Source organism: Acinetobacter albensis, from assembly GCF_900095025.1.
Classification (GTDB): domain Bacteria; phylum Pseudomonadota; class Gammaproteobacteria; order Pseudomonadales; family Moraxellaceae; genus Acinetobacter; species Acinetobacter albensis.
In genome coordinates, this window is the sequence record NZ_FMBK01000005.1 from 75,261 (window position 1) to 101,172 (window position 25,912).

23 protein-coding genes and 1 pseudogene are annotated in these 25,912 nt (G+C 37.7%); 13 read left to right on the forward strand and 11 right to left on the reverse strand.

The features are described from left to right. Positions 1–165 precede the first annotated feature (165 nt). The 5 genes from GA0116959_RS05110 to dnaX all read left to right on the forward strand — a co-directional run bounded on the left by GA0116959_RS05110 (position 166) and on the right by dnaX (position 6,742). Positions 166–1,557 carry a 3-oxoacyl-ACP reductase gene (locus GA0116959_RS05110; protein WP_092719008.1) on the forward strand — a complete coding sequence of 464 codons (1,392 nt, stop codon included), beginning with the start codon at positions 166–168 and terminating at the stop codon, positions 1,555–1,557. A 207-nt stretch (positions 1,558–1,764) separates the two neighbouring features. Next, positions 1,765–2,619 (forward strand): MaoC family dehydratase, encoded by an 855-nt coding sequence (locus GA0116959_RS05120; RefSeq protein WP_053578037.1) that lies wholly within the window; start codon positions 1,765–1,767, stop codon positions 2,617–2,619. Between the two features lie 170 nt (positions 2,620–2,789). Further along, entirely contained in the window at positions 2,790–3,944 is a 1,155-nt protein-coding gene (locus GA0116959_RS05125) for a serine hydrolase domain-containing protein (protein ID WP_425304199.1), read from the forward strand. Between the two features lie 85 nt (positions 3,945–4,029). Further along, the gene (locus tag GA0116959_RS05130) at positions 4,030–4,491 is read left to right on the forward strand and encodes a copper resistance protein NlpE N-terminal domain-containing protein (RefSeq protein ID WP_092719016.1); all 462 of its coding nucleotides are present in this window, start codon (positions 4,030–4,032) and stop codon (positions 4,489–4,491) included. A gap of 133 nt (positions 4,492–4,624) precedes the next feature. Continuing rightward, positions 4,625–6,742: a DNA polymerase III subunit gamma/tau gene (gene dnaX / locus GA0116959_RS05135; protein WP_092719019.1), complete on the forward strand. Its 2,118-nt coding sequence runs from the start codon at positions 4,625–4,627 to the stop codon at positions 6,740–6,742. A gap of 344 nt (positions 6,743–7,086) precedes the next feature. On the opposite strand, the gene GA0116959_RS05140 is transcribed toward dnaX, so the two are convergent. Next, complete coding sequence (locus GA0116959_RS05140; protein ID WP_092719021.1) at positions 7,087–8,247, reverse strand: iron-containing alcohol dehydrogenase; 1,161 nt, start codon at positions 8,245–8,247, stop codon at positions 7,087–7,089. Between the two features lie 116 nt (positions 8,248–8,363). Between GA0116959_RS05140 and GA0116959_RS05145 the strand changes: the two genes are divergently transcribed. The 4 genes from GA0116959_RS05145 to GA0116959_RS05160 are packed head-to-tail and all read left to right on the forward strand — an operon-like array spanning position 8,364 to position 12,133. After that, positions 8,364–8,876, forward strand: coding sequence for a low molecular weight protein-tyrosine-phosphatase (locus GA0116959_RS05145; RefSeq protein ID WP_092719024.1), 513 nt, complete (start codon positions 8,364–8,366; stop codon positions 8,874–8,876). Between the two features lie 12 nt (positions 8,877–8,888). Next, complete coding sequence (murB, locus tag GA0116959_RS05150) at positions 8,889–9,923, forward strand: UDP-N-acetylmuramate dehydrogenase (protein WP_092719028.1); 1,035 nt, start codon at positions 8,889–8,891, stop codon at positions 9,921–9,923. 6 nt (positions 9,924–9,929) lie between these two features. Continuing rightward, positions 9,930–11,090 (forward strand): YdcF family protein, encoded by a 1,161-nt coding sequence (locus GA0116959_RS05155; RefSeq protein WP_092719033.1) that lies wholly within the window; start codon positions 9,930–9,932, stop codon positions 11,088–11,090. After that, positions 11,090–12,133, forward strand: a complete 1,044-nt coding sequence (locus GA0116959_RS05160) for an alpha/beta hydrolase (RefSeq protein ID WP_053578029.1) — start codon at positions 11,090–11,092, stop codon at positions 12,131–12,133. The genes GA0116959_RS05155 and GA0116959_RS05160 overlap by 1 nt, the downstream gene beginning before the upstream one ends. 181 nt (positions 12,134–12,314) lie before the next feature. Here the strand turns inward: GA0116959_RS05160 and GA0116959_RS05165 are convergent, their stop codons facing one another. After that, positions 12,315–13,985 (reverse strand): FMN-binding glutamate synthase family protein, encoded by a 1,671-nt coding sequence (locus GA0116959_RS05165; RefSeq protein ID WP_092719036.1) that lies wholly within the window; start codon positions 13,983–13,985, stop codon positions 12,315–12,317. Between the two features lie 456 nt (positions 13,986–14,441). Further along, complete coding sequence (locus GA0116959_RS05170; protein ID WP_092719291.1) at positions 14,442–15,440, reverse strand: helix-turn-helix transcriptional regulator; 999 nt, start codon at positions 15,438–15,440, stop codon at positions 14,442–14,444. A 419-nt stretch (positions 15,441–15,859) separates the two neighbouring features. On the opposite strand from GA0116959_RS05170, the pseudogene GA0116959_RS05175 reads away from it, so the two are divergent. The 4 genes and pseudogenes from GA0116959_RS05175 to GA0116959_RS05190 form a co-directional block, all read left to right on the forward strand. After that, positions 15,860–17,293 (forward strand): annotated as a pseudogene (locus GA0116959_RS05175) (circularly permuted type 2 ATP-grasp protein); the annotation flags it as partial. A 24-nt stretch (positions 17,294–17,317) separates the two neighbouring features. Next, the gene (locus tag GA0116959_RS05180) at positions 17,318–17,920 is read left to right on the forward strand and encodes an alpha-E domain-containing protein (protein WP_092719042.1); all 603 of its coding nucleotides are present in this window, start codon (positions 17,318–17,320) and stop codon (positions 17,918–17,920) included. After that, entirely contained in the window at positions 17,917–18,696 is a 780-nt protein-coding gene (locus tag GA0116959_RS05185; RefSeq protein ID WP_092719045.1) for a transglutaminase family protein, read from the forward strand. Before GA0116959_RS05180 ends, GA0116959_RS05185 begins: the two co-directional genes overlap by 4 nt. A gap of 27 nt (positions 18,697–18,723) precedes the next feature. Continuing rightward, on the forward strand, positions 18,724–19,458 hold the full coding sequence (locus tag GA0116959_RS05190) for a proteasome-type protease (protein ID WP_053578024.1): 735 nt from the start codon (positions 18,724–18,726) through the stop codon (positions 19,456–19,458). Between the two features lie 87 nt (positions 19,459–19,545). On the opposite strand, the gene alr is transcribed toward GA0116959_RS05190, so the two are convergent. The 8 genes from alr to cyoC all read right to left on the reverse strand — a co-directional run bounded on the left by alr (position 19,546) and on the right by cyoC (position 25,910). After that, the gene (gene alr / locus GA0116959_RS05195; protein ID WP_092719048.1) at positions 19,546–20,613 is read right to left on the reverse strand and encodes an alanine racemase; all 1,068 of its coding nucleotides are present in this window, start codon (positions 20,611–20,613) and stop codon (positions 19,546–19,548) included. A 44-nt stretch (positions 20,614–20,657) separates the two neighbouring features. Beyond that, a complete protein-coding gene (gene dnaB / locus GA0116959_RS05200; RefSeq protein WP_053578022.1) occupies positions 20,658–22,103 on the reverse strand; it encodes a replicative DNA helicase in 1,446 nt (481 codons plus the stop codon). A 250-nt stretch (positions 22,104–22,353) separates the two neighbouring features. Then, positions 22,354–22,800 (reverse strand): 50S ribosomal protein L9, encoded by a 447-nt coding sequence (gene rplI, locus GA0116959_RS05205; RefSeq protein WP_053578021.1) that lies wholly within the window; start codon positions 22,798–22,800, stop codon positions 22,354–22,356. 9 nt (positions 22,801–22,809) lie between these two features. Beyond that, on the reverse strand, positions 22,810–23,037 hold the full coding sequence (gene rpsR, locus GA0116959_RS05210) for a 30S ribosomal protein S18 (RefSeq protein WP_004648825.1): 228 nt from the start codon (positions 23,035–23,037) through the stop codon (positions 22,810–22,812). Positions 23,038–23,048: 11 nt separating this feature from the next. After that, positions 23,049–23,435, reverse strand: a complete 387-nt coding sequence (rpsF, locus tag GA0116959_RS05215; RefSeq protein ID WP_053578020.1) for a 30S ribosomal protein S6 — start codon at positions 23,433–23,435, stop codon at positions 23,049–23,051. A gap of 639 nt (positions 23,436–24,074) precedes the next feature. After that, positions 24,075–24,953 carry a heme o synthase gene (gene cyoE, locus GA0116959_RS05220; RefSeq protein WP_092719051.1) on the reverse strand — a complete coding sequence of 293 codons (879 nt, stop codon included), beginning with the start codon at positions 24,951–24,953 and terminating at the stop codon, positions 24,075–24,077. 10 nt (positions 24,954–24,963) lie between these two features. Next, positions 24,964–25,290, reverse strand: coding sequence for a cytochrome o ubiquinol oxidase subunit IV (locus GA0116959_RS05225; protein WP_053578018.1), 327 nt, complete (start codon positions 25,288–25,290; stop codon positions 24,964–24,966). Further along, entirely contained in the window at positions 25,290–25,910 is a 621-nt protein-coding gene (cyoC, locus tag GA0116959_RS05230) for a cytochrome o ubiquinol oxidase subunit III (protein WP_092719054.1), read from the reverse strand. Before cyoC ends, GA0116959_RS05225 begins: the two co-directional genes overlap by 1 nt. Positions 25,911–25,912: the final 2 nt, after the last annotated feature.

A 25,912-nucleotide genomic window follows, 5' to 3' on the forward strand; every position in this document is an offset into this window, starting at 1 on the left:
TGACATTACGGTAAGCATTCAGGTCAAGACATCTATTTTTTAACTCAAGTATGATTATTTAGAAACGGATGGATGTATTGAAAGCATAAATATCTAACATTGCATTGAAGTTAAACAGATATATTTCTATTCATCTACAATTTATTTTTAAGAGAGATAATAATCATGACTGACCAATACCAAACCTTTGCAAAATCTCCTATTGGTAAATTTGTCATCAAAAATTTAGGTCTACCAGCACCTATTAATCTTGATCGCTTTGAGTCTGCAACCCCAGTGGTAAAAGGTGCTGTTTTATTTGGTGCTGCACCTGCAAGTACATTATCTGGTTCGATTGCACAAGTGCTGGCCAATATTCATGCAAATAGCTACACAGGTAATAATGCTGAATTACAGCAAGCAGCAGCGAAAACCGGTTTGAACTTAGGTGCATTTAATCAGGGCGATAAAGAGTCTAAATTTAAAGCAGTTATTTTTGATGCATCAGGTATTCAAAATTCTGAACAATTAAATGAGCTGTATCAATTTTTTAATCCAATAGCACGTCAGATTCAAACGTCTGGTCGTGTCGTTATTGTAGGAATTACGCCTGAAACTGCGAAAACTGTAAAACAAGCCATTGCACAGCGCGCGCTTGAAGGTTTTGTGAAATCTGTAGGCAAAGAGTTCAAAAAAGGCATTGCAGCACAATTGGTGTATGTTGATGAAGGGGCCGAAGCGAATTTAGAATCTACCGTTCGTTTTGCACTGTCTCCACGTTCAGCCTATGTTTCGGGTCAAGTTATTCGTGTTTCAAAAGCGGATGTGGCAGATGTTGATTGGGCTAAACCGCTTGCAGGTAAAACAGCAGTAGTCACTGGTGCAAGCCGTGGTATTGGTGAAGCGATTGCGCATGTTTTAGCACGCGATGGTGCGCATGTGATTTGTTTAGACGTACCACAACAACAAGCTGACCTTGAACGTGTTGCCGGTGAGATTGGCGGTTCAGTTTTAGCCATTGATATTACTGCGAATGATGCGGGTGAAAAAATTAAAGCTGCTGCAGCTGCGCAGAGTGGTTTAGATATTATCGTGCATAACGCGGGAATTACTCGTGACAAAACTTTGGCAAATATGAAGCCAGAGCTATGGGATCTGGTGATTAATATCAATCTTTCAGCAATTGAACGTGTAAACGATTATTTATTGGAAAATGCAGGTTTCAATAAAAATGGTCGAATAGTTTGCGTATCTTCAATTTCAGGTATTGCCGGTAATTTGGGTCAAACCAATTATGCAGCGTCAAAAGCAGGCGTGATTGGATTGGTTAAATTCACTGCGTCCATCCTAAAAAATGGTGTAACCATCAATGCTGTTGCACCGGGTTTCATTGAAACTCAAATGACAGCAGCAATTCCATTTGCAATTCGTGAAGCTGGTCGCCGCATGAACTCAATGAGTCAGGGTGGTTTACCTGTAGACGTTGCAGAAACAATTGCCTTGTTTGCATCATCTGCTTCTACAGGTTTAAATGGCAATGTTGTACGTGTTTGTGGTCAAAGCTTATTGGGTGCATAAATTAAAGATTCTAAAGCTTTGTTAGAACCTAAACTAATTTACCTTGTTGATAAAAAGGTAAATTAGTTTCATTTTATCAATCAAGCTAAAGCAAAATTTAAGAGAATGAGGGTTATATTTAATCCTCATTCCGTGCACAATAGTTTTCTCATCTCCAATTGGGAGAGAGAATTTATAGATAATAAAGAATTTTATAAAAGGTTCATTATGAATACTCGCCATTTTAGCCAACTTCCAAAGCCTTATTTAGCCTATCCAAAAGTAATTCAAGGTTTAATCTTTAAAAAACCAAAGGGTGAAAAAGTATTGCCGCAAGTTGAATATGTAGTGGATTCATTTAAGGTCGATCAAAAACATTTAAAAGCCTATAACGAAGTATGTGGTTTTAAAAATAACGGTTATATTCCTGCTATTTACTTAGCAGTACTTTCACAAAGTCTGCAAATGCACATGATGACTCAAGAAGCATTTCCGTTTGCAATTTTAGGCTTGGTGCATATTCGCAATCAGATTAAACAAACACGTAAAGTAGGCGTAAATGAACAACTGTCTTTATCGTGTAAGTTTGGTGATTTACAACCGCATGACAAAGGCGTTCAGTTCGACTTTATTACGACGGCAAAAGTCGGAAATGATGTGGTCATGGAAGGGACTACAACTTATTTAGCGCGTCAAAAAACGAATACTCAAGCTGTGACTAAAACAGCAGATGCTCAGATTCCTAAATATGAACCCAATGCAGAGTGGAATGTTTCTGAAAATACAGGCCGTCGTTATGCATTGACTTCGGGTGACTTTAATTTGATTCATATTCATGCGATTACAGCAAAAGCGTTTGGTTTTAAACAAGCCATTGCTCATGGAATGTGGAGTAAAGCGAGAGCATTGGCCAGTCTAACGTTGCCAGATCGTTATGAAGCAGATGTTCAGTTTAAATTACCGATGTATTTACCGTCTAAAGTTGAGTTTTTAACCACTCAAACAGCGAAAGATACTGAGTTTTTAATTCGAAATAGTAAAAATCAAAAACCACATGTTGCAGGATGTGTTAAAGCAGTTTAAATATAATGAGCCTAAGTCTTTTTGATTTAGGCTTTTTTATTTAAAATAAAAATAAATGCTATGGAAAGAGCAAGATGAAAGCTATTCAACACTATATTTTTGCTACTAATCATCATTACCAAGGTCAGGTAGATGAGCGATTTATAGACCTAGCCAAACAATTTAGCCGTATGCAAGATGCACGAGCTGAGCAGAGTGGTGCCGCTTTGGTGGTTTATTTTCAAGGCAAAAAAGTAGTGGATATTTATACGGGGAAAAAATCTATTACAGAAAATTGGCAAGCTGATACATTATCCATGTGTTATTCCACAGGTAAAGGCGTGCTTGCTACTTTGGCGCATATTTTAGTGAGTCAAGGCTTTTTAAATTATGATATTCCTGTTGCACAGTACTGGCCTGAATTTGCTCAAAATGGTAAAGAAAGAATCACATTAAGACATATTTTGAGCCATCAAAGTGGCTTATATGATATTCGTAATATTATAGATGATGCCTCTGAGATGACAGATTGGCCGCATATGTTGAATGTAATCGCACAAGCGAAACCGCGTTTTAATGTTGCGACAGATGCAGCATATCAGCCTTTAACATTCGGCTGGTTGTTGGGCGGTCTACTGGAAAAAGCAACTGGAAAGCCTTTAGATCATTTAATGCAACAATATTTGCTAGAGCCGTTACAGTTAGACGGTGCTTATTTTGGTGTACCAGAAGCTGAATTAGCTCGTATTGCTCGGCCATTGCCCAAATTAAATCAAGTACAGCATCCAGTATCACAAAAGAAATCAAAACAAAAAAAAGTTTCACCAATGCACAAACTAATGGAGTGGTCAGGACAAGACCCGAAAGAATTTCAAGATGCGATGATTCCAAAAGGAATGAAAAATTTTAGTTTCTTTAGTGATGTCGCTTTGCAAGCAAAAATACCTGCTGCGAATGGGGTTTTTACTGCCCATAGTTTGGCAAAAATTTATGCCATGTTGGCCAATAAAGGACAACAAGATGGTCAGCAATTGATTCGACCTGAAATATTTGAAGCATTCAGAACGGTGCAATATAAAAAACGTGACCGTATTATGCCGCTCGCTATGCATTGGCGACTGGGTTATCACCGTATATTAACCTTGGGGAAATCATCACAAGGGTTTGGGCATATGGGATTTAATGGTTCTGCTGCTTGGTGTGATCCTGAACGTCAATTAAGTTTTGCTTATACGCATAATTTTCCAACAACGTCTATTGCAGGAGATTATCGTCTTTGGGGTTTAACTCAAGAAACTTTACGTTGTGCTGATGCAGCATTAAACGGGCGTAAGGGTTGGTTTTAGGGAGAACCTCCTTCATATAACATGTTGATGATTTTTCGAAAAATATGTTATTTTGCTGCTTTTCCAGGTTTCTTTAGGCATGCTAATGAAAAATCCCATTTTTCTGTCTTTCATTGCATCCTCCATTTTAGTGGGTTGTCAGGATTCTACTCAATCAAGTAGTAAAAGTAACAATCAAATTGATCAGGTTGCCGAGCATAAAGTGACGGTCGCGAAATGGGTCGGAAAATATCATGGCACAACGCCTTGTATGGGATGTAATACTCGTTGTGAAGAGTGTCCGGGCATGGTCGTAGATTTAGTGCTGAATCAGAACAAGACCTATACTTTAAAACGTGAAAGTTTAAGTGGAAATGATCAGCAAGAAATTTATACAGGGCAGTTTCGTTTTAGAAATACTGATCACAGTAAAATTGAATTAATGCAGATGAAGGTACGTAATTTAATGTCTGTAGATTTGGATCAACAAATCCTTGAAATATTACAAGATCAAACGGGTCATCTCTATCCTTCGGAAGGTGATTTTATTTTAGAAAAAAATGGATAATGTATACCTTTAAAAGTACTTTGCAATTTAGAACCGTCCTTCTAATGGAGGGTTTATTGTTAAGCTTTTGAAGATAGTTCATTCACTCTTAGACAAAAAAACAGTATGCTTAGACCTGTAAAAAGGAGCATACATGTATCAAGTACTCGCGCGTAAATATCGTCCACGTAATTTTCTTGAATTGGTTGGGCAAAACCATGTATCACGAGCACTCACCAGTGCCTTGGAACGTGGGCGTTTACATCATGCGTATTTATTTACTGGTACACGCGGGGTTGGAAAAACCACCATTGCGCGTATTTTGGCAAAGTGCTTGAATTGTGAAACTGGCGTAACCTCTAAACCTTGTGAAGTCTGTCCTACCTGTAAAGCAGTCAATGAAGGACGTTTTATCGATTTAATTGAAATCGATGCGGCATCACGTACCAAAGTTGAAGATACGCGTGAATTGTTAGATAACGTTCCGTATGCACCGACTCAAGGTCGTTTTAAAGTTTATTTAATTGATGAAGTACATATGTTATCAACGCATTCTTTTAATGCGTTATTAAAAACGCTGGAAGAGCCACCAGAACATGTCAAATTCCTTTTTGCAACCACCGATCCGCAAAAGCTGCCGATTACCGTTATTTCACGTTGTTTGCAATTTACATTGCGTCCATTGGCTGTGGATGAAATTACTGAACATTTAACCCATATTTTGAATTTAGAACAAATTCAAGCGGAACAAGATGCGATTTGGCAAATAGCTGAATCTGCGCAAGGTTCAGTCCGTGATGCTTTGTCTTTAACCGATCAGGCGATTGCTTATGGTCAAGGTGAGATTCAACATCAAGATGTGAAAGAAATGTTGGGTTTGATTGACCGAACCATTATTTACGATTTAATTGTTGCCATTCATCAAAACCAAAAACAGCGCGTGAGCGAATTATTGATGCAATTTAGACAGCAGGCTCTAGATGTTTCACTGGTTTTAGATCAGTTGATTTCAACGTTGCATGAGTTGGCTTTATTGCAATATTTACCCGATTTAAGTCTAAAATATAGTGCTGAAATTAATAAAAAAATTATGCATTTATCGCAGCTTATTTCGGCACAAGATTTACAGTTGTATTATCAAGTGGCATGTAAGGGTCGAGCAGAATTACAATTAGCGGTCACTCCAGAACAAGGTTTTGAAATGTGTGTGCTGCGATTATTGGCATTTCGTCCATTGCAGCCGAATGAGGTTCCTGTTACTTCAACGCAGCAAGTTCATGAGCAAATTACCTCACAAACACCTATACAAAATTTGCAACAACAGCATATTGTTCATGAAGATTCTCCATTAAAAAAATCTTCAGTAGAAGATATCTCAGAAACTTCCATAGCGATCACTCAGCAAAATTTAGTGTCATCTTCCGATGAAGTTTTGGGGGATGTTATACAGGCTGTTGCTGAAACTCTGCCAACGCCAGATTCAGCGCAAATTGTATTTGATCCGACCTCAGAAGATGCATTATTTGATGTAGACGTATCCACTGATGAAGCTGAACAAGTAGCTGTTGATCATGGACCGAATAGTGATGATGTATTATTTGATGACTTTCTTCCTTTAGACAAGGCTGAAACAGAGACTGAAACAATATTGCCATCTAATGATGCTAAGGCTGAATTGGAAACAGACTTATTTTTAAAGCAGACACGCAGTTTAGATGAAACTGTAGAACAGGTCGTGAATTTAGAATCACCAGTTATTACGCCTATAGCGCCAACGATTTCTACATGTGATCAAGCCGATTTTGAAGAAAGTAAGACTTTAGCTGAAACTGATTTGAAGCAAAATTCAAACTTGATGCCACAGGATATTTTAAAACTTACACCGCAACAACTTGAGGGTGCATGGACAGTAGACAAGTGGGAATATTGGTTTCGAAATAGTACTTTATCGCCAGCTGTACAGGAGTTAGCACAGCAAGGGATCATGTTGGGTCAAATTGATGGTGAGTCATTTTTTCAGATCCCACCGAAATATGAGCAATTGCTAAATCAGCAACAACATGCATTAGCGCAAGCGTTGAAAGATCAATGGCCGAATACTCATTTTCAAGTCAATTATGTTGAAGTGGACATCAGTACACCATATGAGCTACAAAACGAGCGTAAAGAAAGAGCTTATGCTCGTGCATCTGAATTACTACATACTGAATCCGCTGTAAAAGATATTTTGCAAAATTTTGATGGTGAACTTCAAAATATTCAACTGAAGTAAACTTAGTCTTTTAAACTGTAATTTAAACAAAGCACCCTATATTTCTATAGATATTAGGGTGTTTTCTTATTTGGCCGTTTAAAATTGATTAATCAACCCATCTGTGTGGGATGACTTGAGTCATTGCACCGTTTCAGGATGACGAATGTATGTCGTAATCCTGAACAACGTGATTTTAAAATTCAGCGACCGAATTCAGTACTTTCAGAATTACTCTGAAATTTTCAATTTCTGTTTTTGAATAAGGGTAAATGGAGATGGATTAAAAATAGGTCATTGGTCAAAATGACCTTGAATGTGCTGTCTATATTTAATTTTAGAGCCAAATTAATCGACTAAATTGTTTATTCATAGATTGCTTGATAAATCTGCTGCGCATCGTGTTGTGTCATTTCCCGAGGATTATTTTGTAAAAGTCGAGTTTGTAACAGAGCATCTTTGGCAAGTTGACTCAGCATATGTTCAGGCACGTTTAAATCTTTTAATTTTAAAACCAACCCACTGTTATCTAAATGGTTTTGTATATGGTCAATAAATAAATCACATAATCCATCTGTACTCCCTGTACTTTTAGTGTCTAACCAACACATCAACTCTGCATAGAGCTGTTTGGTATTGGGTGCATTAAATTTTAAAACCTCAGTCAACACTAGGGCATTACTGTGCCCATGAGAAATATGAAAATGTCCTCCAATAGGATAAGCCAGAGCATGTACCGCAGCAACAGGTGCATTGGCAAAGGCTTGACCTGCGAGCATTGCACCCACCAGCATATTTTGTCTAGCGTTCAAATCTTGTCCATCTGCCAAAACCAGTCCTAAATTGTGATTTAACAATCGTAATGCCTGTTTCGCCAGCATATCTGCATAAGGATTCTTTTTAATTTTTGAGGTATAGGCTTCAATGGCATGTACCATGGCATCGATACCCGTTGCTGCCGTAATATGTACAGGTAAATTTTGCGTAAAAGTTGCATCTAAAATGGCAACATCAGCAAATAATACAGGAGAAATGATTCCTGTCTTTGTTGTTTCACCCGTGGTGACTATCGATATAGGTGTGACCTCGGAGCCTGTACCTGCGGTGGTGGGCACTAAAAATAACGGCAGTCGAGGTTGTTTGGCATTATTGATACCATATAAGTCTGCTAATGTTTGCTTTTGTTGTGAGTGAGCAAGTATGGCAATAACTTTAGCCACATCTAAAGAACTTCCTCCACCAAAACCTAACACAAGATCGACTTTCTCATTTTTCGCAAATGTAACTGCATCAAGAACGATGTGCTCAGCTGGATCGGCTTGTACACTGGAATAAATCACGTAATCCAGTCGAATGGTCTCTAAAATTTCAAGAATGGGTAAATGCAATTGCTGTTGGATCATGCCAGCATCCGTAACCAGTAACAGTTTTTGGTAACCCTGAGCTTGCAGTAATTGTTTTAATTCATAGATTGAACCAAGCCCTGAAATAATATTAGAAACTGTCTGAAATTGAAAATGGCTCATCTATTGCATCCTTTTTTATATCGAATTCAAGATTATTGTTTTAGCGCTCTATAGGATTCATCCTCTAAATAACTTAACATAAGGCACCTGAAAATAAAGCAGTTATCGAGGTTGTTATGTCATCCAAAACGCCATATAAGGTGTTATGTGTATGTTTAGGAAATATTTGCCGTTCTCCAACGGCGGAAGTCGTGCTTAGACATTTTTGTGATGAACAACAGCTTAATATTGTGATTGATTCTGCAGGTACCAGTAACTATCATCCCAATAAAGCGCCTGATAGTCGCAGCCAAAAGCATGCTTTAAAACGTGGCTATAATCTATCGGGCTTGCGTGCTCGTCAATTAAATGTGCAAGATTTTATTGAGTTTGATTTGATTTTAGCGATGGATCATGAAAATTTATTGAATATTCAAGCACTTTTAGGGCAAGCACAAACTACATATGGTTTAAATCAAATTCGTGCAAAAATTGCCTTGATGAGTGAACATGATTCTCAATATTTAAAACAAGCTTTACCCGATCCTTATTATAGTGAAGCGGATGGATTTGAACGGGTTTTAGATCAATGTGAATCCAGTAGTCTGGCTTGGGTTAATATTTTTAAACAAGAAATAAATACGCAATAAGGTTTAAGCAGTGTGAATATTCAAACCCAAGTTCAACTTAAACCCTTCAATACCTTAAGTCTTGATGTGACTGCATCGCATTACCTCAAAGTGTATTCTACACAAGACTTGGTGGACGGTTTGGAGTATGCCAAGCAACAGCAACTCAATGTGCTGATTCTTTCAGGTGGTAGTAATATGCTCTTACCTCAATATATTCATGCGCTTGTGATGCATATGGATATACAAGGTATTGAAAATATTACAGAAGATGAGCAAAGCAAGACCATCCGCGTGGCTGCAGGGTACATTTGGCATGATTTTGTCTTATGGACGACTGAACAGCATTTATATGGTTTACAAAACTTGGCTCTCATCCCTGGTTTAGTGGGTGCATCACCCGTACAAAATATTGGTGCGTATGGCGTTGAAGTAGGTGAGTTTATTGAATCGGTACAGGTGTATGACCGACAAATTGAAAAATTTGACACCATTTTTGCCAAAGATTGTGATTTTTCTTATCGGCATAGCATTTTTAAAGATGATCCGAATCGATTTATCATTACCCATGTCACGTTTAAATTATTGAAGCATCCCCATTTAGTGCTGAATTATGGTGATCTTAGGCAAGCAGTAGGCGATGAACAAACAGCAGAAAACTTGCAGAAGCAGATCATTCAAATTCGCCAAAGTAAACTTCCCGATCCGAAAGACTATCCGAATGTAGGAAGTTTCTTTAAAAATCCAATCATTCAGCAGCAGGTTTGTGACCTTTTGGTAGAGAAATTTCCGTATTTACCCCATTATCCTCAAGCTCAAGATAACGCTAAAATAGCGGCTGGTTGGTTAATCGACCAATCAGGATGGAAAGGTAAGCAACATGGCATTGTCGGTATGTTTCATAAACAGGCCTTGGTTTTAGTGAACTATGGACAGGCCTCTTTAACAGATGTACAAGCCACTTATCGGGCTGTACAACACGATGTGTATCAAAAATTTAACATTTTATTAGAACCCGAACCTGTATTGTTTGATGAAACAGGTTTAATTCGTTCACATTTGGAATAAAGAATTATGGCGAAAACACATTGGATGGTTCGATTGGTACAAGTAGCATCTGTGCTATTTTTGCTCTTCGGCTGTTTTATGGTTTTAATTTATTCGCCTTTTTATTCGCAATGGATCGTAAAAGGCCTTAATACCTTTGTTCCGCTACAAGTCAATGAAGTGGCTGCAAAAAGTCAGCAACAGGCGGCTTTAAGTGAACATGAAAGTTTAGAGCCGGGATCGAAATTGTGGATTGCGCGTCAAGCCTATTTAAAGTTAATGGAAGAAACCATAAAAAGCAAAAACTCACCAGATTTAACTGTGCTTCAAGCACGTTATAAAGCTTTGCAAGGCAAGATTGAAGAAGCTCAAATTCAGGAAAATGAAGAACAAGAAAAACCCCGTATTCCATTGCTGGTGAAAGAACAAGATTCAACTTCGGCAGAGCAAGAAAGTGATTCTGTGGGAGCGCAAGATGATCCGACACAAGCAGTGAAAGATTTGTTAAATTTGAACAGTAATGAAAATAAAGTATTGATGGAAAAGTATCTGGAATTTTTACAGACTCATCCAGTCGAAAATCAAGAGATTATTCAAGAAAAAGTAGATGAAAGTCTTTATCAAGATATTGCACAGATTCATGAACAAAATCAAAATGAACAGTCTCAGGTTCAAAGTTCAAAACCTTATGCGATTGTTGTTTTAGGTGGGGGACTCACCTTAGATCAAAATAGACAAAATATCGTGGTCAATGACTATACACGCTTACGTTTGGAAAAAACGTTAGCTGTTGAAAAACAATATAAACTTCCGATTGTTCTGAGTGGCGTAGAAGCACCTTATATGCAACGATGGTTAAAACAACATGATGTCGATGCAAAATTATTGGAAGATCGCAGCATGAACACCTGTGAAAATTCGCGCTTTAGTTCATTACTTTTGCAGAAAAAGGGTGGAGCACCACGCGTAATTTTAATTACAGATCGTTATCACATGCCACGCACCCGTCGTTTATTTGCATTGAATGGTATTGAAACGGTACCTATTGAAGCACCCATGCCAACGCAACTTACTCAGTGGCGTCCAAGCGAAAAAAATTATGATCATAGTCGCCGTGCAAACTATGAAATGCTCGCGACGATTCGGGATGTCTGGTTTGGTTCTAGTGATTGTCGAGAGGTACCTTAATGTCAGATATTCCATTTTTAAATCCCAATATCTTAAGGCAATTAGATTTACCAGTTCCCAGTCGTGAAACTACGCCACAATTACTTGAAGTTTTAAATCTACAAAAACCTTATCAGCCTTCAGTTGAAATCCAAGCTTATCGTCAATTGTATGGCTTACATCTACTGCAAGGTGAACATTGGCAAGGCTATGTACAAATGCCCTTGTTTAAATTACATGTTCAGGTGTTTCAGCCTGATTTAGCGCTCATTCCTTTTAATAAAATACGTGGCACTGTTTTTTTGCTGCATGGTTACCTAGAACATAGCGGTATTTATCAGCCGATTATTCGTGAATTACTTGAACAAGGTTTCAGTGTTTTAACCTATGATTTACCAGGGCATGGCTTAAGTGATGGCTCACCTGCGAATATTAAAAATTTCGATCATTATCAACACGTTTTAAAAGCTGTTTATCAATCTGTTAAAGATGCAGAGCAACTGCCTAAACCTTGGTTGGGAATAGGGCAAAGTACAGGCGGCGCAATATGGATGCACCATTTATTAGATTTTGCACAACGTCGTGAAAATCCTTATGTGGGTCGGGTGCTATTACTTTCACCGCTGATCCGACCCGCCAAATCGGCTTGGTGGCATAATCCTGTAGGTTTAGGGATTATTCGGCGTATTAAACGTCAAGTACCACGTCACTTTAGACGAAATAACCACAATCCTGAGTTTTTACGTTTTGTACGATTAAAGGATCCTTTGCAACCCCGTATGATGGGAATGGATTGGATTTTGGCGATGTCAAAATGGATGCAGGAAATGGAAGCACGTCCAGCGTGTCGTATTCCTGTTTGGTTGGCACAAGGTGCTTTGGATGAAACGGTGGACTGGCGTTATAACATTGAATTTATCCGCCAAAAATTTCGATTACAAACTTTACTCATGTTAGAAGAGGGATCACACCAGTTAATCAATGAACGTGCCGATATTCGTGCAGCACTGACTGGTTTAATTCCTGCTTTTTTACATACCCAAAGTTCTGATCGTTATTATTAACAACAGGCTTGAAATTTCATCTTGTAAAAATAAAACTTAAAGATACTCACCACTAATTCCAGATTTAATAAATGGCGATTAGTGGTGTTTAGTTCAATTCAGGTTTTTAATTGGATTTTAAATTAACGTTGAATTTCCTTTTGGAATTATTAAAACTAAGAATTTTAATTACAAGCAATTGTTAAAAATGCTCTACATGCGCCAAACTCCACATCCGAAAGTAAAAATTTTCTTCGTCTTTATTTTCGCAGTTAAGCAATTCACCTTCTTTGAGCCAGAAATGTAATTGTGCATAGTTTTTAATTTCACGGTCATTAATCCGTTGTGCTAAGTGATGTGCCTTAATATCGGCTGGGTGCTTGAGTCCAGCCGCTGCAATCATTTCAGATAAAGCATGTAAGGTATTTTTATGGAAATTTAACACCCGCACCGATTTTGTGGGAATATGCAGCGCTTTTTGACGGTCTATATCTTGAGTCGCAACACCGACAGGACATTGATTGGTATGACAGCTTTGCGCTTGAATACAGCCGACCGCAAACATAAAACCACGCGCTGAATTAACCCAATCTGCACCAATTGCCATCATACTGGCAATATCGAAAGCACTGATAATTTTACCGCTTGCACCTATTTTAATTTGGGTGCGCAATCCTGCACCGACCAAGGTGTTGTGTACAAATAACAACCCTTCACGTAACGGTGTGCCCATATGATCAATCAGTTCAATGGGTGCTGCACCAGTACCACCTTCAGAACCATCCACCACAATAAAGTCGGGGACAATTTTGGTTTCTAACATGGCTTTCACAATTGCCATAAATTGCCAAGGTTGTCCAATACAGAGTTTAAAACCAACGGGTTTTCCACCAGATAAATCACGGAGTTGTTGAATAAAGTGCATCATTTCAATTGGGGTGCTAAATGCAGAATGTTGAGAAGGTGAAACACAGTCTTGTTCGCGGCTAACTCCCCGAATTTGAGCAATCTCTTCAGAAATTTTATCTTTAGGTAAAATACCGCCATGCCCCGGTTTTGCACCTTGCGATAATTTAATTTCAATCATTTTAATTTGCGGTAAATTGGCTTGTTGAGTAAATTTTTCTGCGTCGAAATCACCCTTTAAAGTACGACAGCCAAAGTATCCACTTCCAAGTTCCCAAACAATATCTCCACCATTCTCCAGATGATAAGGGCTAATACTGCCTTCACCTGTGTCATGAAAAAAGTTTCCCATATACGCACCTAAATTGAGTGCTCGAATGGCATTCGCACTTAAACTGCCAAAACTCATGGCAGAAATATTCATAATAGAAGCACTATAAGGCTGTTTACATTGATGATTTCCAATTTGAATACGAAATGTTTCTGGATTGGCAGGTTTGCAGGGAACAATTGAGTGAGTAATAAAGCGATAATCTTGTTGATATACATCAATAATTGAACCAAAAGGCTTATCTGAATTTTCATTTTTCGCCCGTTGATAAACTAAACTACGTTGCATTCGTGAAAATGGCAGAGCATCTTGATCAGATTCAATAAAATATTGACGAATTTCTGGACGAAAATCTTCAAACATAAACCGAAAATGTCCCATAATCGGATAGTTTTTTAAAATAGAATGTTTATTTTGTAATACGTCGTAGAGTCCCAAAAAGCTCAGTAAGCCTGAAATAAGCCAAAGGGAATTTAATAAAGTGTCTGAAATAAAATAGTAAATATAATGAGGGGCGTAATTAAATCGAAACCAAGTAATACTTAAAGCAATAAAAATAAAAGCAAACCATACTGAATTACGAGAAAAAAAAGTATTGAGCAGTTTATGTCTGACGGCTTGAACTGTACCTGGCATTCTTGGTTTTCCATAAATTTATGAATGACTTAAATGTGCCTAGTTTATAAATGATGTACAAGGTTTGATTTGTAAAGCACAATTATTTTTGAAGTTTGCCATATTAAACTTCAAGTAAAAGCAATCAGAATAAATGCTTAATAAAAATTAAGCTGACGAATTCAGATCTTATGATTTAATAAATTCGAATATTTCAATTATATTTAATTTACACAGGAAATAAGAGGAACAAGAATATGACGATGAAAGCAATTCGATTTAATCGTGGAGACCTTGCTTGCTAAAACTCCATGTTTTTTTCACCACGCATGACATCAAACGCGATCAGGTTTTAGATCAATGGGGCGAATTCATAAAACTTGGTTTTTTAAACTCTACTGCCATAACTAAAAATTAGACACAATTATAAATCTTCTAAAGTCCCATTTTTGGGACTTTTTCTTATAGGTTTTTGTACTAATCCTTTATTTCACGCACTGCATGAAACACTTCAATGGGTTCAATACGTTGGATTTTATGACCAAAACCTCTTAACCACCAGACCAGTTGTGAAGTAAAAGGAACAGTGGCAGTAATTTGTGCTAAACCATCTTCAATTTTTTCTATCGTTTGATCTTTACCCAATTGGCTCTCATCAAAATAATGCGCATCTTGTTCTGACATCGTGAGTTTTAGTTGGATATTCTCGGTCGGCTTATTGTAGTCTACTCTAAACCCGAGTGCGCCAGAATCTATATAAGCATCAATATCAAAGTTCACAGGATGCATGGCGCGTGAAGTTAAAACTGTGGCTGCCTTGAAACGATGTAAGGCAAAGGTTTGAATATCAGTCTTATCATGACGTGTACAAATTAAATAAATAATGGCTCCTTTTTGTACCAAAGCCAAAGGATTTAGAACATAGGTTTTTTCTTCACTTAAATGACTTCGTCGCTGATAAATACATTCCAGCTGCTTATCTTGCAGTAAGCCTTCATAAATCGCTTGTTGTGCCGATTTCTCAACGATAGGTGGAATTAAAGGTTGCGTCGCAGGAACGATTCGAACTCGATTAATCCATTGTCGAACATTATTTTGCGTAGACAAACTCCGCCGTGCTAAATCAAACCATGGATTCATTTCTTCAATTAGGCTAGGCGGAAGTAAATGCTTTAAGTGCTCTTCTACCATCATAAAGGTGACTGCTTGAGAGCTGGTCATATGCGGTAAACTTTGAATAGGCGCATCTGAACGCCAGCGCCAACCTTGCGGCACTGTCTTACTACTTTCAATCGGAAAGCGTAGTGAAATCTGATTTAGATCACGTTGGATAGTACGCAGACTAATATCAATCCCTTCACGCTGTAAAATTTCCTGTAATTCACGCGTGCCCATCCATTTTCCAGTAGAAAGGCGAGATAAAATTTGCCATTGACGATACAGGCTATTAGACGTTTCTTTTTCTTGTGAAGACATAACTGAATTTAAAAATGGAGTAGTTTGTTTATATCTGCATTGAATCATGAACACAATCGAAAATACCGAATTTTTTAGCCAGTCGTTTGTACACTCACAATCAAATTCAAAATTACTGCCTATATTTTGATACATGTTGGATCGAAAATACCATTGAATGTGTCACTTAAGCGTGGATATATAAACAAATATAGGTAACTCATGCGTTGAAGTATGCACTTGCATCATATTATGAAAAATAAGATTTAAATAGATGAGTTCATCATAGACAAAACTGACATTCAAATAATGAGGGTAGTATGCTTAAAGATGATCAAAATCCCCAAGCAATGCTCACACTTGAAAATTTTTCCAGCTCTATTGGCGCGAGTGTGGTTTCTGTGGCTGTTCAGGCTAAGCAGGGCGCGAAAATGAATGAGGTCTTTCAACAGCTTCAATCAAAGTTTTTTAATGAATTGATCGATGGATATACTAAACCGAATGATGCCTGTAAGAATATTGAAGACTGGTTAGCAAATCATACACTGGATGAATTGCAAAAATTAAATCAAATCGCTAAAGCACATTTTTTATATGAAGGTATTACATTTGCAGTCTATGGAGATGCTGATGGAATCGAGAGAACAATTCCTTATGATTTAATCCCGAGAGTGATTGAGAAAAAACAATGGAATAAGGTCGCTTCAGGCTGTGTCCAACGGGTACGTGCCCTGAATGCTTTTCTACATGATATTTACCACCAACAAGACATATTAAAAGCCCAAATTGTACCTGAGCTTCAAGTTTTGACTCATGAAGCATATCAACCGCATATGTATGCGCATAATCTAAAGGGTAATATTTATAGCCAAATTAGTGGAATTGATATTGTTCGTGATCAAAAAGGCGAATTTTATGTGCTCGAAGATAATTTAAGAACGCCATCGGGTGTGTCTTATATGCTTGAAAATCGTAAAATTAGTCAAAAATTGATGCCTGAGCTATGTCAAAAAAATAATATTTTAAGTATAGAACATTATCCTGCATTACTTAAAGAAATTTTGGAAGAAAATACTAACGTCGATCAGCCATTTATTGTGGTACTCACTCCTGGTCGTTTTAACAACGCTTACTACGAACATGCTTTCTTAGCAAGAGAAATGAGTGTGCCTTTAGTAACATCACGCGATCTTTTTGTGGAAAACGATAAGGTTTATGTCAAAACAATCCGTGGAAGGCAGCAGGTTGATGTAATTTATCGACGTGTAGATGATGCTTATTTAGATCCTTTATGCTTTAGACCAGATAGTCATTTGGGTGTGGCTGGCTTGATGTCGGCCTATTTACAACATAATGTTGTGATTGCAAATGCACCGGGTACAGGCGTTTCAGATGATAAATCAATTTATCCTTATGTGGATAAAATGATTGATTTTTACTTAGGCGAACGCGCTATTTTAAAAAATGTACCCACTTATCAATGTCGAAATATACAAGATTTAAATTATGTATTGTCTAATTTGGCGCATTTGGTGGTCAAAGAAACACAAAGTTCGGGTGGTTATGGCATGTTGATTGGTCCACAAGCTTCAAAAAACCAAATTGCAGCATTTAAAGAAAAAATTCTGTCATCCCCCAACTTATATATTGCACAGCCTACATTGGATTTATCGGTTTGTCCGACGATTACCGATTCTGGTTTAGCAGAACGTCATATTGATTTACGTCCTTTTGTTTTAAGTTCGCCTTATCGTACCGAAATTGTACCAGGTGGATTAACCAGAGTAGCGATGCAACAAAATTCTTTAGTCGTCAATTCTTCACAAGGTGGTGGAGTTAAAGACACATGGGTGATCGATAATCTTCATTCATAAACATCTAAGCATGGGAATGAAAACGTGATTTTATTAAATCGTAATGCAGAACAGATTTTTTGGTTAGGACGATATTTAAATCGTATTGAATATTTATGTGATCAATTTCCATTTCAAAATAATGCGCAGGCACTGAAATACGCACATGCATTTTGCTTACCTGCTTTTGATGCAGAATCCTTAAATGCTTTATTGCAAGATCCAGAGCAACCAGCATCCTTCAATCAACAATTTCAATCCAGTAAAAATAATATCCAAGATTTGCGCGGAGTTTTGTCTGCTCATGCCTATGCCGAACTTCATCAGTTAATTAAAAATGCACACGAAAACTTAGCCTATATTGGTGAAGTGGCCGTAGAATGCCATGAAGTTTTGGAAGCCGAAGCAGAAGATATTTTCTTATTCTTTAGTTTAGGGCAAAATATTGAACAACTTGATCGACAAATGCGTTTAAAACAACAACAAGCTCAGACTCTTAAAAACTTGGACCATACGATAGATTTATTGAACCAGATGGGGTGGAACAAGCTAAACCATGCTTGGCATCAATTAAAATTATCGCCAGATAGTATTCATCTTTATCATTTCCATGATCATATGCAAACCGTATTTGAGGTGGATGTATGAAACTCATGATCAACCACCAAACGCACTATCAATATACCGATCTAGCATGTAATAGTATTCAGTATATTAAAATGACACCTACCTCCAATTTACATCAAAAAGTGTACAGTTGGGATGTCAGTGTACCGGGTCAGAAATGTACAAAATATGATGCGTTTAATAATATTTGGATTACCAGTTCGCAGCGCCAACCGTACCAGCAAATGACCATTATGGCGCAGGGAATAGTCGAGATAAATCATGATACTGTATATGGTGTAGAGAGTTTAATTAATCCAAATTTGTTTCTTCAACCTACCGCCAATACTTTGTGCAATACTGAAATGAAGGAATTTGCCAAACGTCATGTGCCTTGTTTAACACGAAAATATTTAATCGTTTTATCAGAAGCTATATTAAATCATATTCCCTATGTTGCTGATCAAACCTCTGTGCTGACATCCGCAATAGATGCTTTTCAGAATCAGCAGGGTGTGTGTCAAGATCATAGTCATGTCATGATTGCGATGTGTAAATATTTAGGTTTACCCGCGCGCTATGTGTCAGGATATTTGTTTGTACCCAATACTTCTCATCTGGCAAGTCATGCTTGGGCAGAGGTATTTTTAGAAAATGCATGGTATTGTTTTGATACGAGCAATCAATTATTTAGTCCAAATTCACATATCTATGTGGCCATAGGTCGCGACTATTGGGATGTTGCACCGATAAGAGGTATTAGAGAGCGTGGAGGTGTTGAGTCAATGCATTCTATCGTTCAAGTGCTGGCTTGCTAATGAGTAAAAAAGTCATAAGGAGTTGTCATGACTTATTGTTGTGCGCTACGTCTAAAAGATGGATTGGTATTTGTCAGTGACACGCGTACCAATGCGGGTGTTGATCACATTTCTGTATTTCGTAAACTTTATACATTTGGTGTGCAGGGTGAGCGATTTATTACCATTCAAACATCTGGGAATTTAGCGACAACACAGGCAGTGATTGGACATTTAAACAATCATTTAGAACTTAAACAAGAACCAAATTTATATAGTGTAAATACTATGTTTGAAATGGCTGAGTTAATTGGCCAAACTTTAAGAAAAGTAATTGCTGATGTCACCACAGATATCAATGAGCATAGTAATTATTATTGTAGTCTTTTGCTGGGTGGGCAAATTCAAGGTGCAGATATGCAGCTATACAATATTTATCCCCAAGGTAATTGTATTAATGCCACTGAAGACACACCTTACTTTCAAATTGGTGAAAGTAAATATGGCAAGCCTATCTTAGACCGTGCGCTAGGCTATGAAATGCCCTTAGATGAAGCTGTACGTTGTTGTTTAATTTCTTTTGATTCTACTTTACGCTCTAATGTTTCAGTGGGAATGCCTTTGGATATGGTCATTTATAAAAAAGACTCTTTAGATATTCCACATGGTAAACGCATTTATCAAGAAGACCCTTATTTTCGACAGTTAAGTAAACAATGGTCAGATATTCTGCGTCGTGGCTTGCAAAGCTTGCCTATTCCAACAGATGATTATTTAGAATAAAACAGTAATCAAACGTAAAAATATATTCTCTAAATGAATGAAAATTAATAAAACCCAAGTTATGCTTGGGTTTTATTAAATGTTGGATTACTTTCGCTTAGGTCGGGTTGTTAAACGACAAAGTAATTCATAACCAATCGTTCCATTTGCTTCTGCAACATCATCCACTAAGCGGTTTTTACCCCAAAGTTCTACCTCAGTTCCAATAGCAGTATTTAAGCCTGTAACATCAATCGCAATCATATCCATTGCAACACGCCCGATGACACGACAAGATTTGCCTTGAATGGCGACATAATTTTGTTTGAAAAATACACGTGGATAACCATCACCGTAGCCAATAGAAACAATGGCTAAATCCATTTCTTTATCGGCTATAAATGTAGATCCATAACCCACCGATTCGCCAGTTTGAATATGATTGAGCGCAATAACCTCAGCCGTAAGAGTCATTACAGGCTTTAAGTCGAGTGCATGCACTGATTTTCCTGCAAATGGCGAAGCGCCGTATAACATAATGCCTGGTCGAACAAAATCAAAATTCAGTTCTGGCCATTGATAAAGGGCGGCTGAATTACAGCATGAGGCTAGAATTGGGGAACAAGCTTTTTTTACTTGTAAAAATTGATTGATCTGTTGTTGATTTAACGGATGATTTTCCACATCTGCATTAGCAAAATGCATAACTAAAACACAAGTAAAGCCTTCTGATTTAAGTGTGTTAATAACCTCAATAATTTCATTGATTTTAAAACCTAAGCGATTCATACCGCTGTTCAGTTTGACCCAAACTTTTAGCCCCTGATCAATATAAGCTTCTTTGTGAGTAAGAAGCCATTCAATTTGTTGCTGCTGATGAATGACGCATTCAATATTCTGATCAATGATAATCTGCATTTCATTTTCAGAGAAAACGCCTTCAATCAGGGTAATCATTTGTTGATAACCGAGATCACGAATTTCAAGTGCTTCTTCAAGGCAGGCGACACCAAAGGCATCGGTTTCACTCAAGGCTGCTAAACAGTCTTTGATTCCATGTCCGTAAGCATTGGCTTTCACCATACTGACGATTTTAGCGGTTGGTGCAAGTTGTTTGACACGGTTTAAATTATATTGCAGCGCTTCACTGTCAATATAAACTGTTGCTTGGCGCACCCTCGTTACTCCTTCAGGGTATATGAAAAAAATGATGAGAAATATTATTCGCCATCATCATACTGAGCATAAAACTCAGGGGATAAATTACTAAAACGTGTATATTGACCCTCAAAAGCCAGACGTACTGTACCAATAGGCCCATTACGTTGTTTGCCAATAATGATTTCAGCTGTACCTGCTTCTTTGGATTCTTTGTTATAGACTTCATCACGGTAAATAAACATGATCAAGTCAGCATCCTGCTCAATTGCACCAGATTCACGAAGATCTGACATAACAGGACGTTTATTGGGGCGATTTTCCAGTGATCGGTTTAACTGAGATAAGGCAATTACAGGACACATCATTTCTTTTGCAAGCGCTTTTAAGCTACGTGAAATTTCAGAAATCTCACCGACACGGTTATCACCCATGCCAGGAACTTTCATAAGCTGTAAATAATCGACCATAATACAGCCAATTTTGCCCCCATGCATTTTGGCAATACGACGCGCACGTGCACGTAATTCTGTTGGTGGTAATGCTGAAGAATCATCAATATAAAGATTTTTTTCTTGTAATTGTAAAATTGTACCCGTGACTTTAGACCATTCATCGCCATCGAGTTTACCCGAACGTAAATGACCTTGATGAACTTTACCATAGGCAGAAATCAAACGCATTGCGATTGAATCTGCCGGCATTTCCATAGAGAATACCAAGGCAGGCAAGTCACAGTTAAAGATGACACTTTCGACTAAATTCATGGCAAAAGTAGTTTTACCCATCGATGGACGTGCAGCAACAATGATGAGATCGCCAGCCTGCATGCCTGAGGTTTTGTTGTCCAGTTCCATAAAGCCAGAGGTCAAACCTGTAATACTGCCTTCCATTTGAGACAGCTCGTTTAACTTGTCAAAAACATCTGCAACAACGGCATTAATCGGTTTTGGGCCTTGCGCCTTTGCATTATTGTTATGTTGTTCTGCAATCGAGAAAATATTGGTTTCGGCTAAATCTAGAATTTCACTGACGCTACGACCTTTGGTGTCATAGGCATTTTGTAAAATTTCAGAGCTGACTTTAATCATGCTACGTAAGGTTGAAAATTCTTTAATTTTATTGGCATAAGTTTCTAAGTTATAAAAACTAGAAGGGGAATCTGCCATCAGTTGCATCAGATATTCTTCACCACCTACGGCCTCAAGCAGATTCTGTTTAATCAGCCAGTCATTGACTAAGACCGCATCATAAGGCGAGTTTTCTTGGGTGAGTTTTTCAATGGCACGAAAGATGTATTTATGACGTGTGGCATAGAAATCATTTTCATTAAGAACATCACCCACTTGTTCAAAAGATTCAGCAACAGTCATCAGGGCTGCAAGTACAGCTTGCTCAATTGCTAAATTATGCGGTGGAGTACGAAAATCCTTTAATTGACTAGGTTCGTTTCCTTTATGATCTACTTTAGCTGAGTTAAGCGTGGCATTGGCAGTCGCCTGTGACATATAAAACCCTAATTAAAATGCAATAAATAAGTAATTTATAAAAATTGGAACGAAGAATAAATTTTCAATTGTTTCCGTATAAATAGATCATACGCGCTCTTACAAAAAATGCGAATCGAAAATTTCATTCATCTAAAAACAGCAACAAATAGGATAAATGATGAGTCAATAAGTGGAAATTTACTATGAGGACAATTTTTAAAGATAAAAAAAGAGTATGCAAAAAGCATACTCTTTTTTTTGCAGAAAATTACTCAGATACGATAGTAACGAGAACTTCAGCAGTAACATCATGATGCAATTGAATTGCGATGTTAAATTCGCCAGTGTGACGAAGTGCACCGTTCGGTAAACGAACTTCAGCACGGTCAACAGTAAGGCCAGCACTTGTTAACGCATCAGCGATATCACGAGTACCGATTGAACCAAATAATTTACCTTCATCACCAGCTTTCGCTGTGATTGCGATATTTACTTCGTTCAGTTCGTCAGCACGTGCTTGAGCAGCAGCTAAAACATCAGCTTCAGCTTTTTCAAGTTCAGCGCGACGAGCTTCAAAAGCAGCAGTATTCGACTCAGTCGCTGCTACTGCTTGACCTTGAGGGATAAGGTAGTTGCGGCCGTAACCAGCTTTAACTGAAACTTTATCGCCTAATTTACCAAGGTTTTTAATGCGTTGTAATAAGATAATATCCACAGCTCAACCTCACTTATGATTGTCAGTGTAAGGGATCAAAGACAAGTAGCGAGCTTGTTTAATCGCAAGCGCTAATTGACGTTGGTAACGAGCTTTAGTACCTGTAATACGGCTAGGAACAATTTTGCCGTTTTCAGTGATGTACTGTTTTAGAGTATCGATATCTTTGTAGTCGATGTACGCAACTTTCTCAGCTGTAAAGCGGCAGAACTTGCGACGACGGTAAAAACGTGCCATTTATGTTCTCCTTATGCTTCAGCAGAGTCTTGAGATTGTTGTGCTTCTTCACGTTGTGCTTTACGCGCACGCTTTTCTTCAGCACTTTTAGCAAGCAATGATTCTTCAGTGATTGCGTTTTCACGACGAATAATAACATTACGAAGGATTGCATCGTTATAGCGGAACAATTCTTCTAATTCATTTAGCGTAGTTTGACCACATTCAACATTCATTAAAATGTAGTGTGCTTTATGAATTTTGTTAATTGGGTAAGCCAATTGACGACGGCCCCAATCTTCTAAACGGTGAATTTGACCTTCAGCTTCTTTGATGTGAGTTAGGTAACGTTCTACCATACCCACAACTTGATCGCTTTGGTCTGGATGTACCAAAAGTACGATTTCGTAGTGACGCATTGTCAGCTCCTTACGGTTTATGCAGCCCCTAACTTTTGAAAAGTCAGAAGCAAGGAGTCACAACCAAGGTTGTGTCGCAAAATTGCGAAGCGTGAATTTTAGAGGTTTTAAGGATAAATTACAAGAACAGTTTTCTGTAATGCTTAAATTAAAAGCATCACATGAAAGACAATAAGACATGATAAATACTGTTTTCTGATGAGAATAGTTAATCGCGATTAAGATTTTTCTAATTTTTCAGTTTATTCCCTTAAATAATGGCTGAAATATACTAACCAAACTTTTTGATAGGGTATTTAGAAAATGATAGACCTTGAGGGAGGAGTAGTGAGCCTGAGATAGCTTGATTGGGGTGTCGTTAATAAGGGGAAGAACGTTAAAACGATGACAAGCTGTAATTTCGAATTCCAAATTGAGTACACTTTTCAGAGAATATTTCAGTAATCGTATGACTAAAGCTTGAGTAATTAAGTGTAGATAGGATGTAAAGATATAAAAATGATATTCAGCATCTATTTATTTTGGACTTGGTTCGTAAAAGTAACTTTATCATTTTGGTTGTGTTGCGCGTAATGTGATTGTTATAGCGAAATTATTTTAGAAATGAAAAATAAAAAAGATAGAGCAGAACTCTATCTTTTAAAAAAGTATGATTGAATTTATAGGGGCTTGGGAGGTAAAACTAAAACATAAACTCACAAGAGTAATTAAAATGACAGAAAATAGGAAAAAACGTTTTGCCCATAATTGGTCATTTTCAGCTTTAAAACCAAGAACACCAATATAAAACCAATAAATACATAACGCATTTAGAATCACAAGGTAAAGCCAATTTGTATAACCATATACATATAGAGCATTCATCGAGATCGTAAATAAAACCACATAAATCAGTGATTCAATTTTAGTGCGCAAAATAGAACGTGCTACAGGAAGAATTGGAATACCTGCATTTTTGTAGTCATCAAAACGATAAACTGCAATTGCCCATGAATGTGGCATTTGCCAAAGTGCATAACCAATAAAAAGAAGTAAGGCAGCTAAGTCAAAACCATTTACAACAGCGGTATAACCTATTACTGGTGGACTAGCACCAGAAATACTTCCAATAACCGTTTGATGAATAGTGGTGCGTTTTGTCCAGAGGCTATAAAACACCACATAGAACACAAAACCAATCACCGCAAATAAAAAAGCGTACGCATTTACCCAAAACCATAAAATGCTAAAACCGATTGCACCCAATACAAAAGCATAAGCTAAAGCGATTGGTACAGAGATAGTTTTTTTAACTAGAGCACGATTTTGTGTGCGCTGCATTTTGTGGTCGATGTCTTGATCAATAACATTATTGATCACACAACCAGAGGCCACAACCAGAGTTGTACCTAGGAGGGTAATAAGCAATAAAAGGAAATCTACAGAACCTTGAGCGGCTAAGAAAAAGCCGCCCAAAGTGGTAACGAAGTTACCAAAGAGAATTCCTGGTTTAGTCAGGAATAAATACTTTTTTAGCATGATGATCAGTTTAGATCATCATGTTGTAGTGAAGGTAATTCATGATCCATACGGAACCAATCAAAAGCACAGCAATACAAAGCACAGTATAGATAAACGCAATTACATTCCAACGTTGTTCAGATGATGAGTTCATGTGTAAGAAGAACATGAGCTGTACCAAAACCTGAACAACTGCAGTAATCGCAATCACAGTAATCAAAAGACCACGTCCAAAGCCACCGCTCATGACCATTCCAAAAGGAATGATCGTGAGAATAACTGAAAGGATAAAGCCAATCGTATACTGTTTAACGTTACCGTGTGCCGCACCAGCAGAGTTATGATCGTGACTCATTAGAGAACTCCCATCAAATAAACGACGCTGAATACACAGATCCAAACGATGTCTAGGAAGTGCCAGAATAAGCTTAAGCAAGCAAGACGACGGGTATTTGGAAGAGTCAAACCATTTTTCTTGATTTGAAACATCAAAATGATCATCCATATCAAGCCTGAAGTCACGTGGATACCGTGCGTACCTACCAAAGTAAAGAACGCAGATAAGAATGCACTATGACTTGGGCCATGACCTGCATGAACTAAATGATTAAACTCATAAAGTTCCATACCAATAAAGGCAGCACCAAATAACCAAGTAATTGCTAACCAAGTTAAAACTTGGTTTACATTTTTCTTGTATGAAGCAAGTACAGCAAAACCAAATGTCACAGAAGAGATAAGTAGTGCAAAGGTTTCAGTTAATACGAAACCGAGTGAATCACCAAAAAGCTCTTTTGCACTTGGCGTGCCTACAGGAATGTGACTGCTTAATACAGCGAACGCAATGAAGAGTGTCCCGAATAGGATCAAGTCACTCATCAAGTAAGTCCAGAAACCAAAGACAGTGATGTCAGTATCATCGTGGTGATGATGCTCATCATGGTCATGGTTGTCGTGATGAAGTACTTCAGCCATTG

What these genes read in the sequence shown, in the direction of transcription:
- GA0116959_RS05110 (WP_092719008.1), top strand. Translation starts at nt 166, where the DNA reads ATGACTGACCAATACCAAACCTTTGCAAAATCTCCTATTGGTAAATTT.
- GA0116959_RS05120 (WP_053578037.1), top strand. Translation starts at nt 1,765, where the DNA reads ATGAATACTCGCCATTTTAGCCAACTTCCAAAGCCTTATTTAGCCTAT.
- GA0116959_RS05125 (WP_425304199.1), top strand. Translation starts at nt 2,790, where the DNA reads ATGCAAGATGCACGAGCTGAGCAGAGTGGTGCCGCTTTGGTGGTTTAT.
- GA0116959_RS05130 (WP_092719016.1), top strand. Translation starts at nt 4,030, where the DNA reads ATGAAAAATCCCATTTTTCTGTCTTTCATTGCATCCTCCATTTTAGTG.
- dnaX (WP_092719019.1), top strand. Translation starts at nt 4,625, where the DNA reads ATGTATCAAGTACTCGCGCGTAAATATCGTCCACGTAATTTTCTTGAA.
- GA0116959_RS05140 (WP_092719021.1), bottom strand. Translation starts at nt 8,247, where the DNA reads ATGAGCCATTTTCAATTTCAGACAGTTTCTAATATTATTTCAGGGCTT.
- GA0116959_RS05145 (WP_092719024.1), top strand. Translation starts at nt 8,364, where the DNA reads ATGTCATCCAAAACGCCATATAAGGTGTTATGTGTATGTTTAGGAAAT.
- GA0116959_RS05155 (WP_092719033.1), top strand. Translation starts at nt 9,930, where the DNA reads ATGGCGAAAACACATTGGATGGTTCGATTGGTACAAGTAGCATCTGTG.
- GA0116959_RS05160 (WP_053578029.1), top strand. Translation starts at nt 11,090, where the DNA reads ATGTCAGATATTCCATTTTTAAATCCCAATATCTTAAGGCAATTAGAT.
- GA0116959_RS05165 (WP_092719036.1), bottom strand. Translation starts at nt 13,985, where the DNA reads ATGCCAGGTACAGTTCAAGCCGTCAGACATAAACTGCTCAATACTTTT.
- GA0116959_RS05170 (WP_092719291.1), bottom strand. Translation starts at nt 15,440, where the DNA reads ATGTCTTCACAAGAAAAAGAAACGTCTAATAGCCTGTATCGTCAATGG.
- GA0116959_RS05185 (WP_092719045.1), top strand. Translation starts at nt 17,917, where the DNA reads ATGAAACTCATGATCAACCACCAAACGCACTATCAATATACCGATCTA.
- GA0116959_RS05190 (WP_053578024.1), top strand. Translation starts at nt 18,724, where the DNA reads ATGACTTATTGTTGTGCGCTACGTCTAAAAGATGGATTGGTATTTGTC.
- dnaB (WP_053578022.1), bottom strand. Translation starts at nt 22,103, where the DNA reads ATGTCACAGGCGACTGCCAATGCCACGCTTAACTCAGCTAAAGTAGAT.
- rpsR (WP_004648825.1), bottom strand. Translation starts at nt 23,037, where the DNA reads ATGGCACGTTTTTACCGTCGTCGCAAGTTCTGCCGCTTTACAGCTGAG.
- rpsF (WP_053578020.1), bottom strand. Translation starts at nt 23,435, where the DNA reads ATGCGTCACTACGAAATCGTACTTTTGGTACATCCAGACCAAAGCGAT.
- cyoE (WP_092719051.1), bottom strand. Translation starts at nt 24,953, where the DNA reads ATGCTAAAAAAGTATTTATTCCTGACTAAACCAGGAATTCTCTTTGGT.
- GA0116959_RS05225 (WP_053578018.1), bottom strand. Translation starts at nt 25,290, where the DNA reads ATGAGTCACGATCATAACTCTGCTGGTGCGGCACACGGTAACGTTAAA.
- cyoC (WP_092719054.1), bottom strand. Translation starts at nt 25,910, where the DNA reads ATGGCTGAAGTACTTCATCACGACAACCATGACCATGATGAGCATCAT.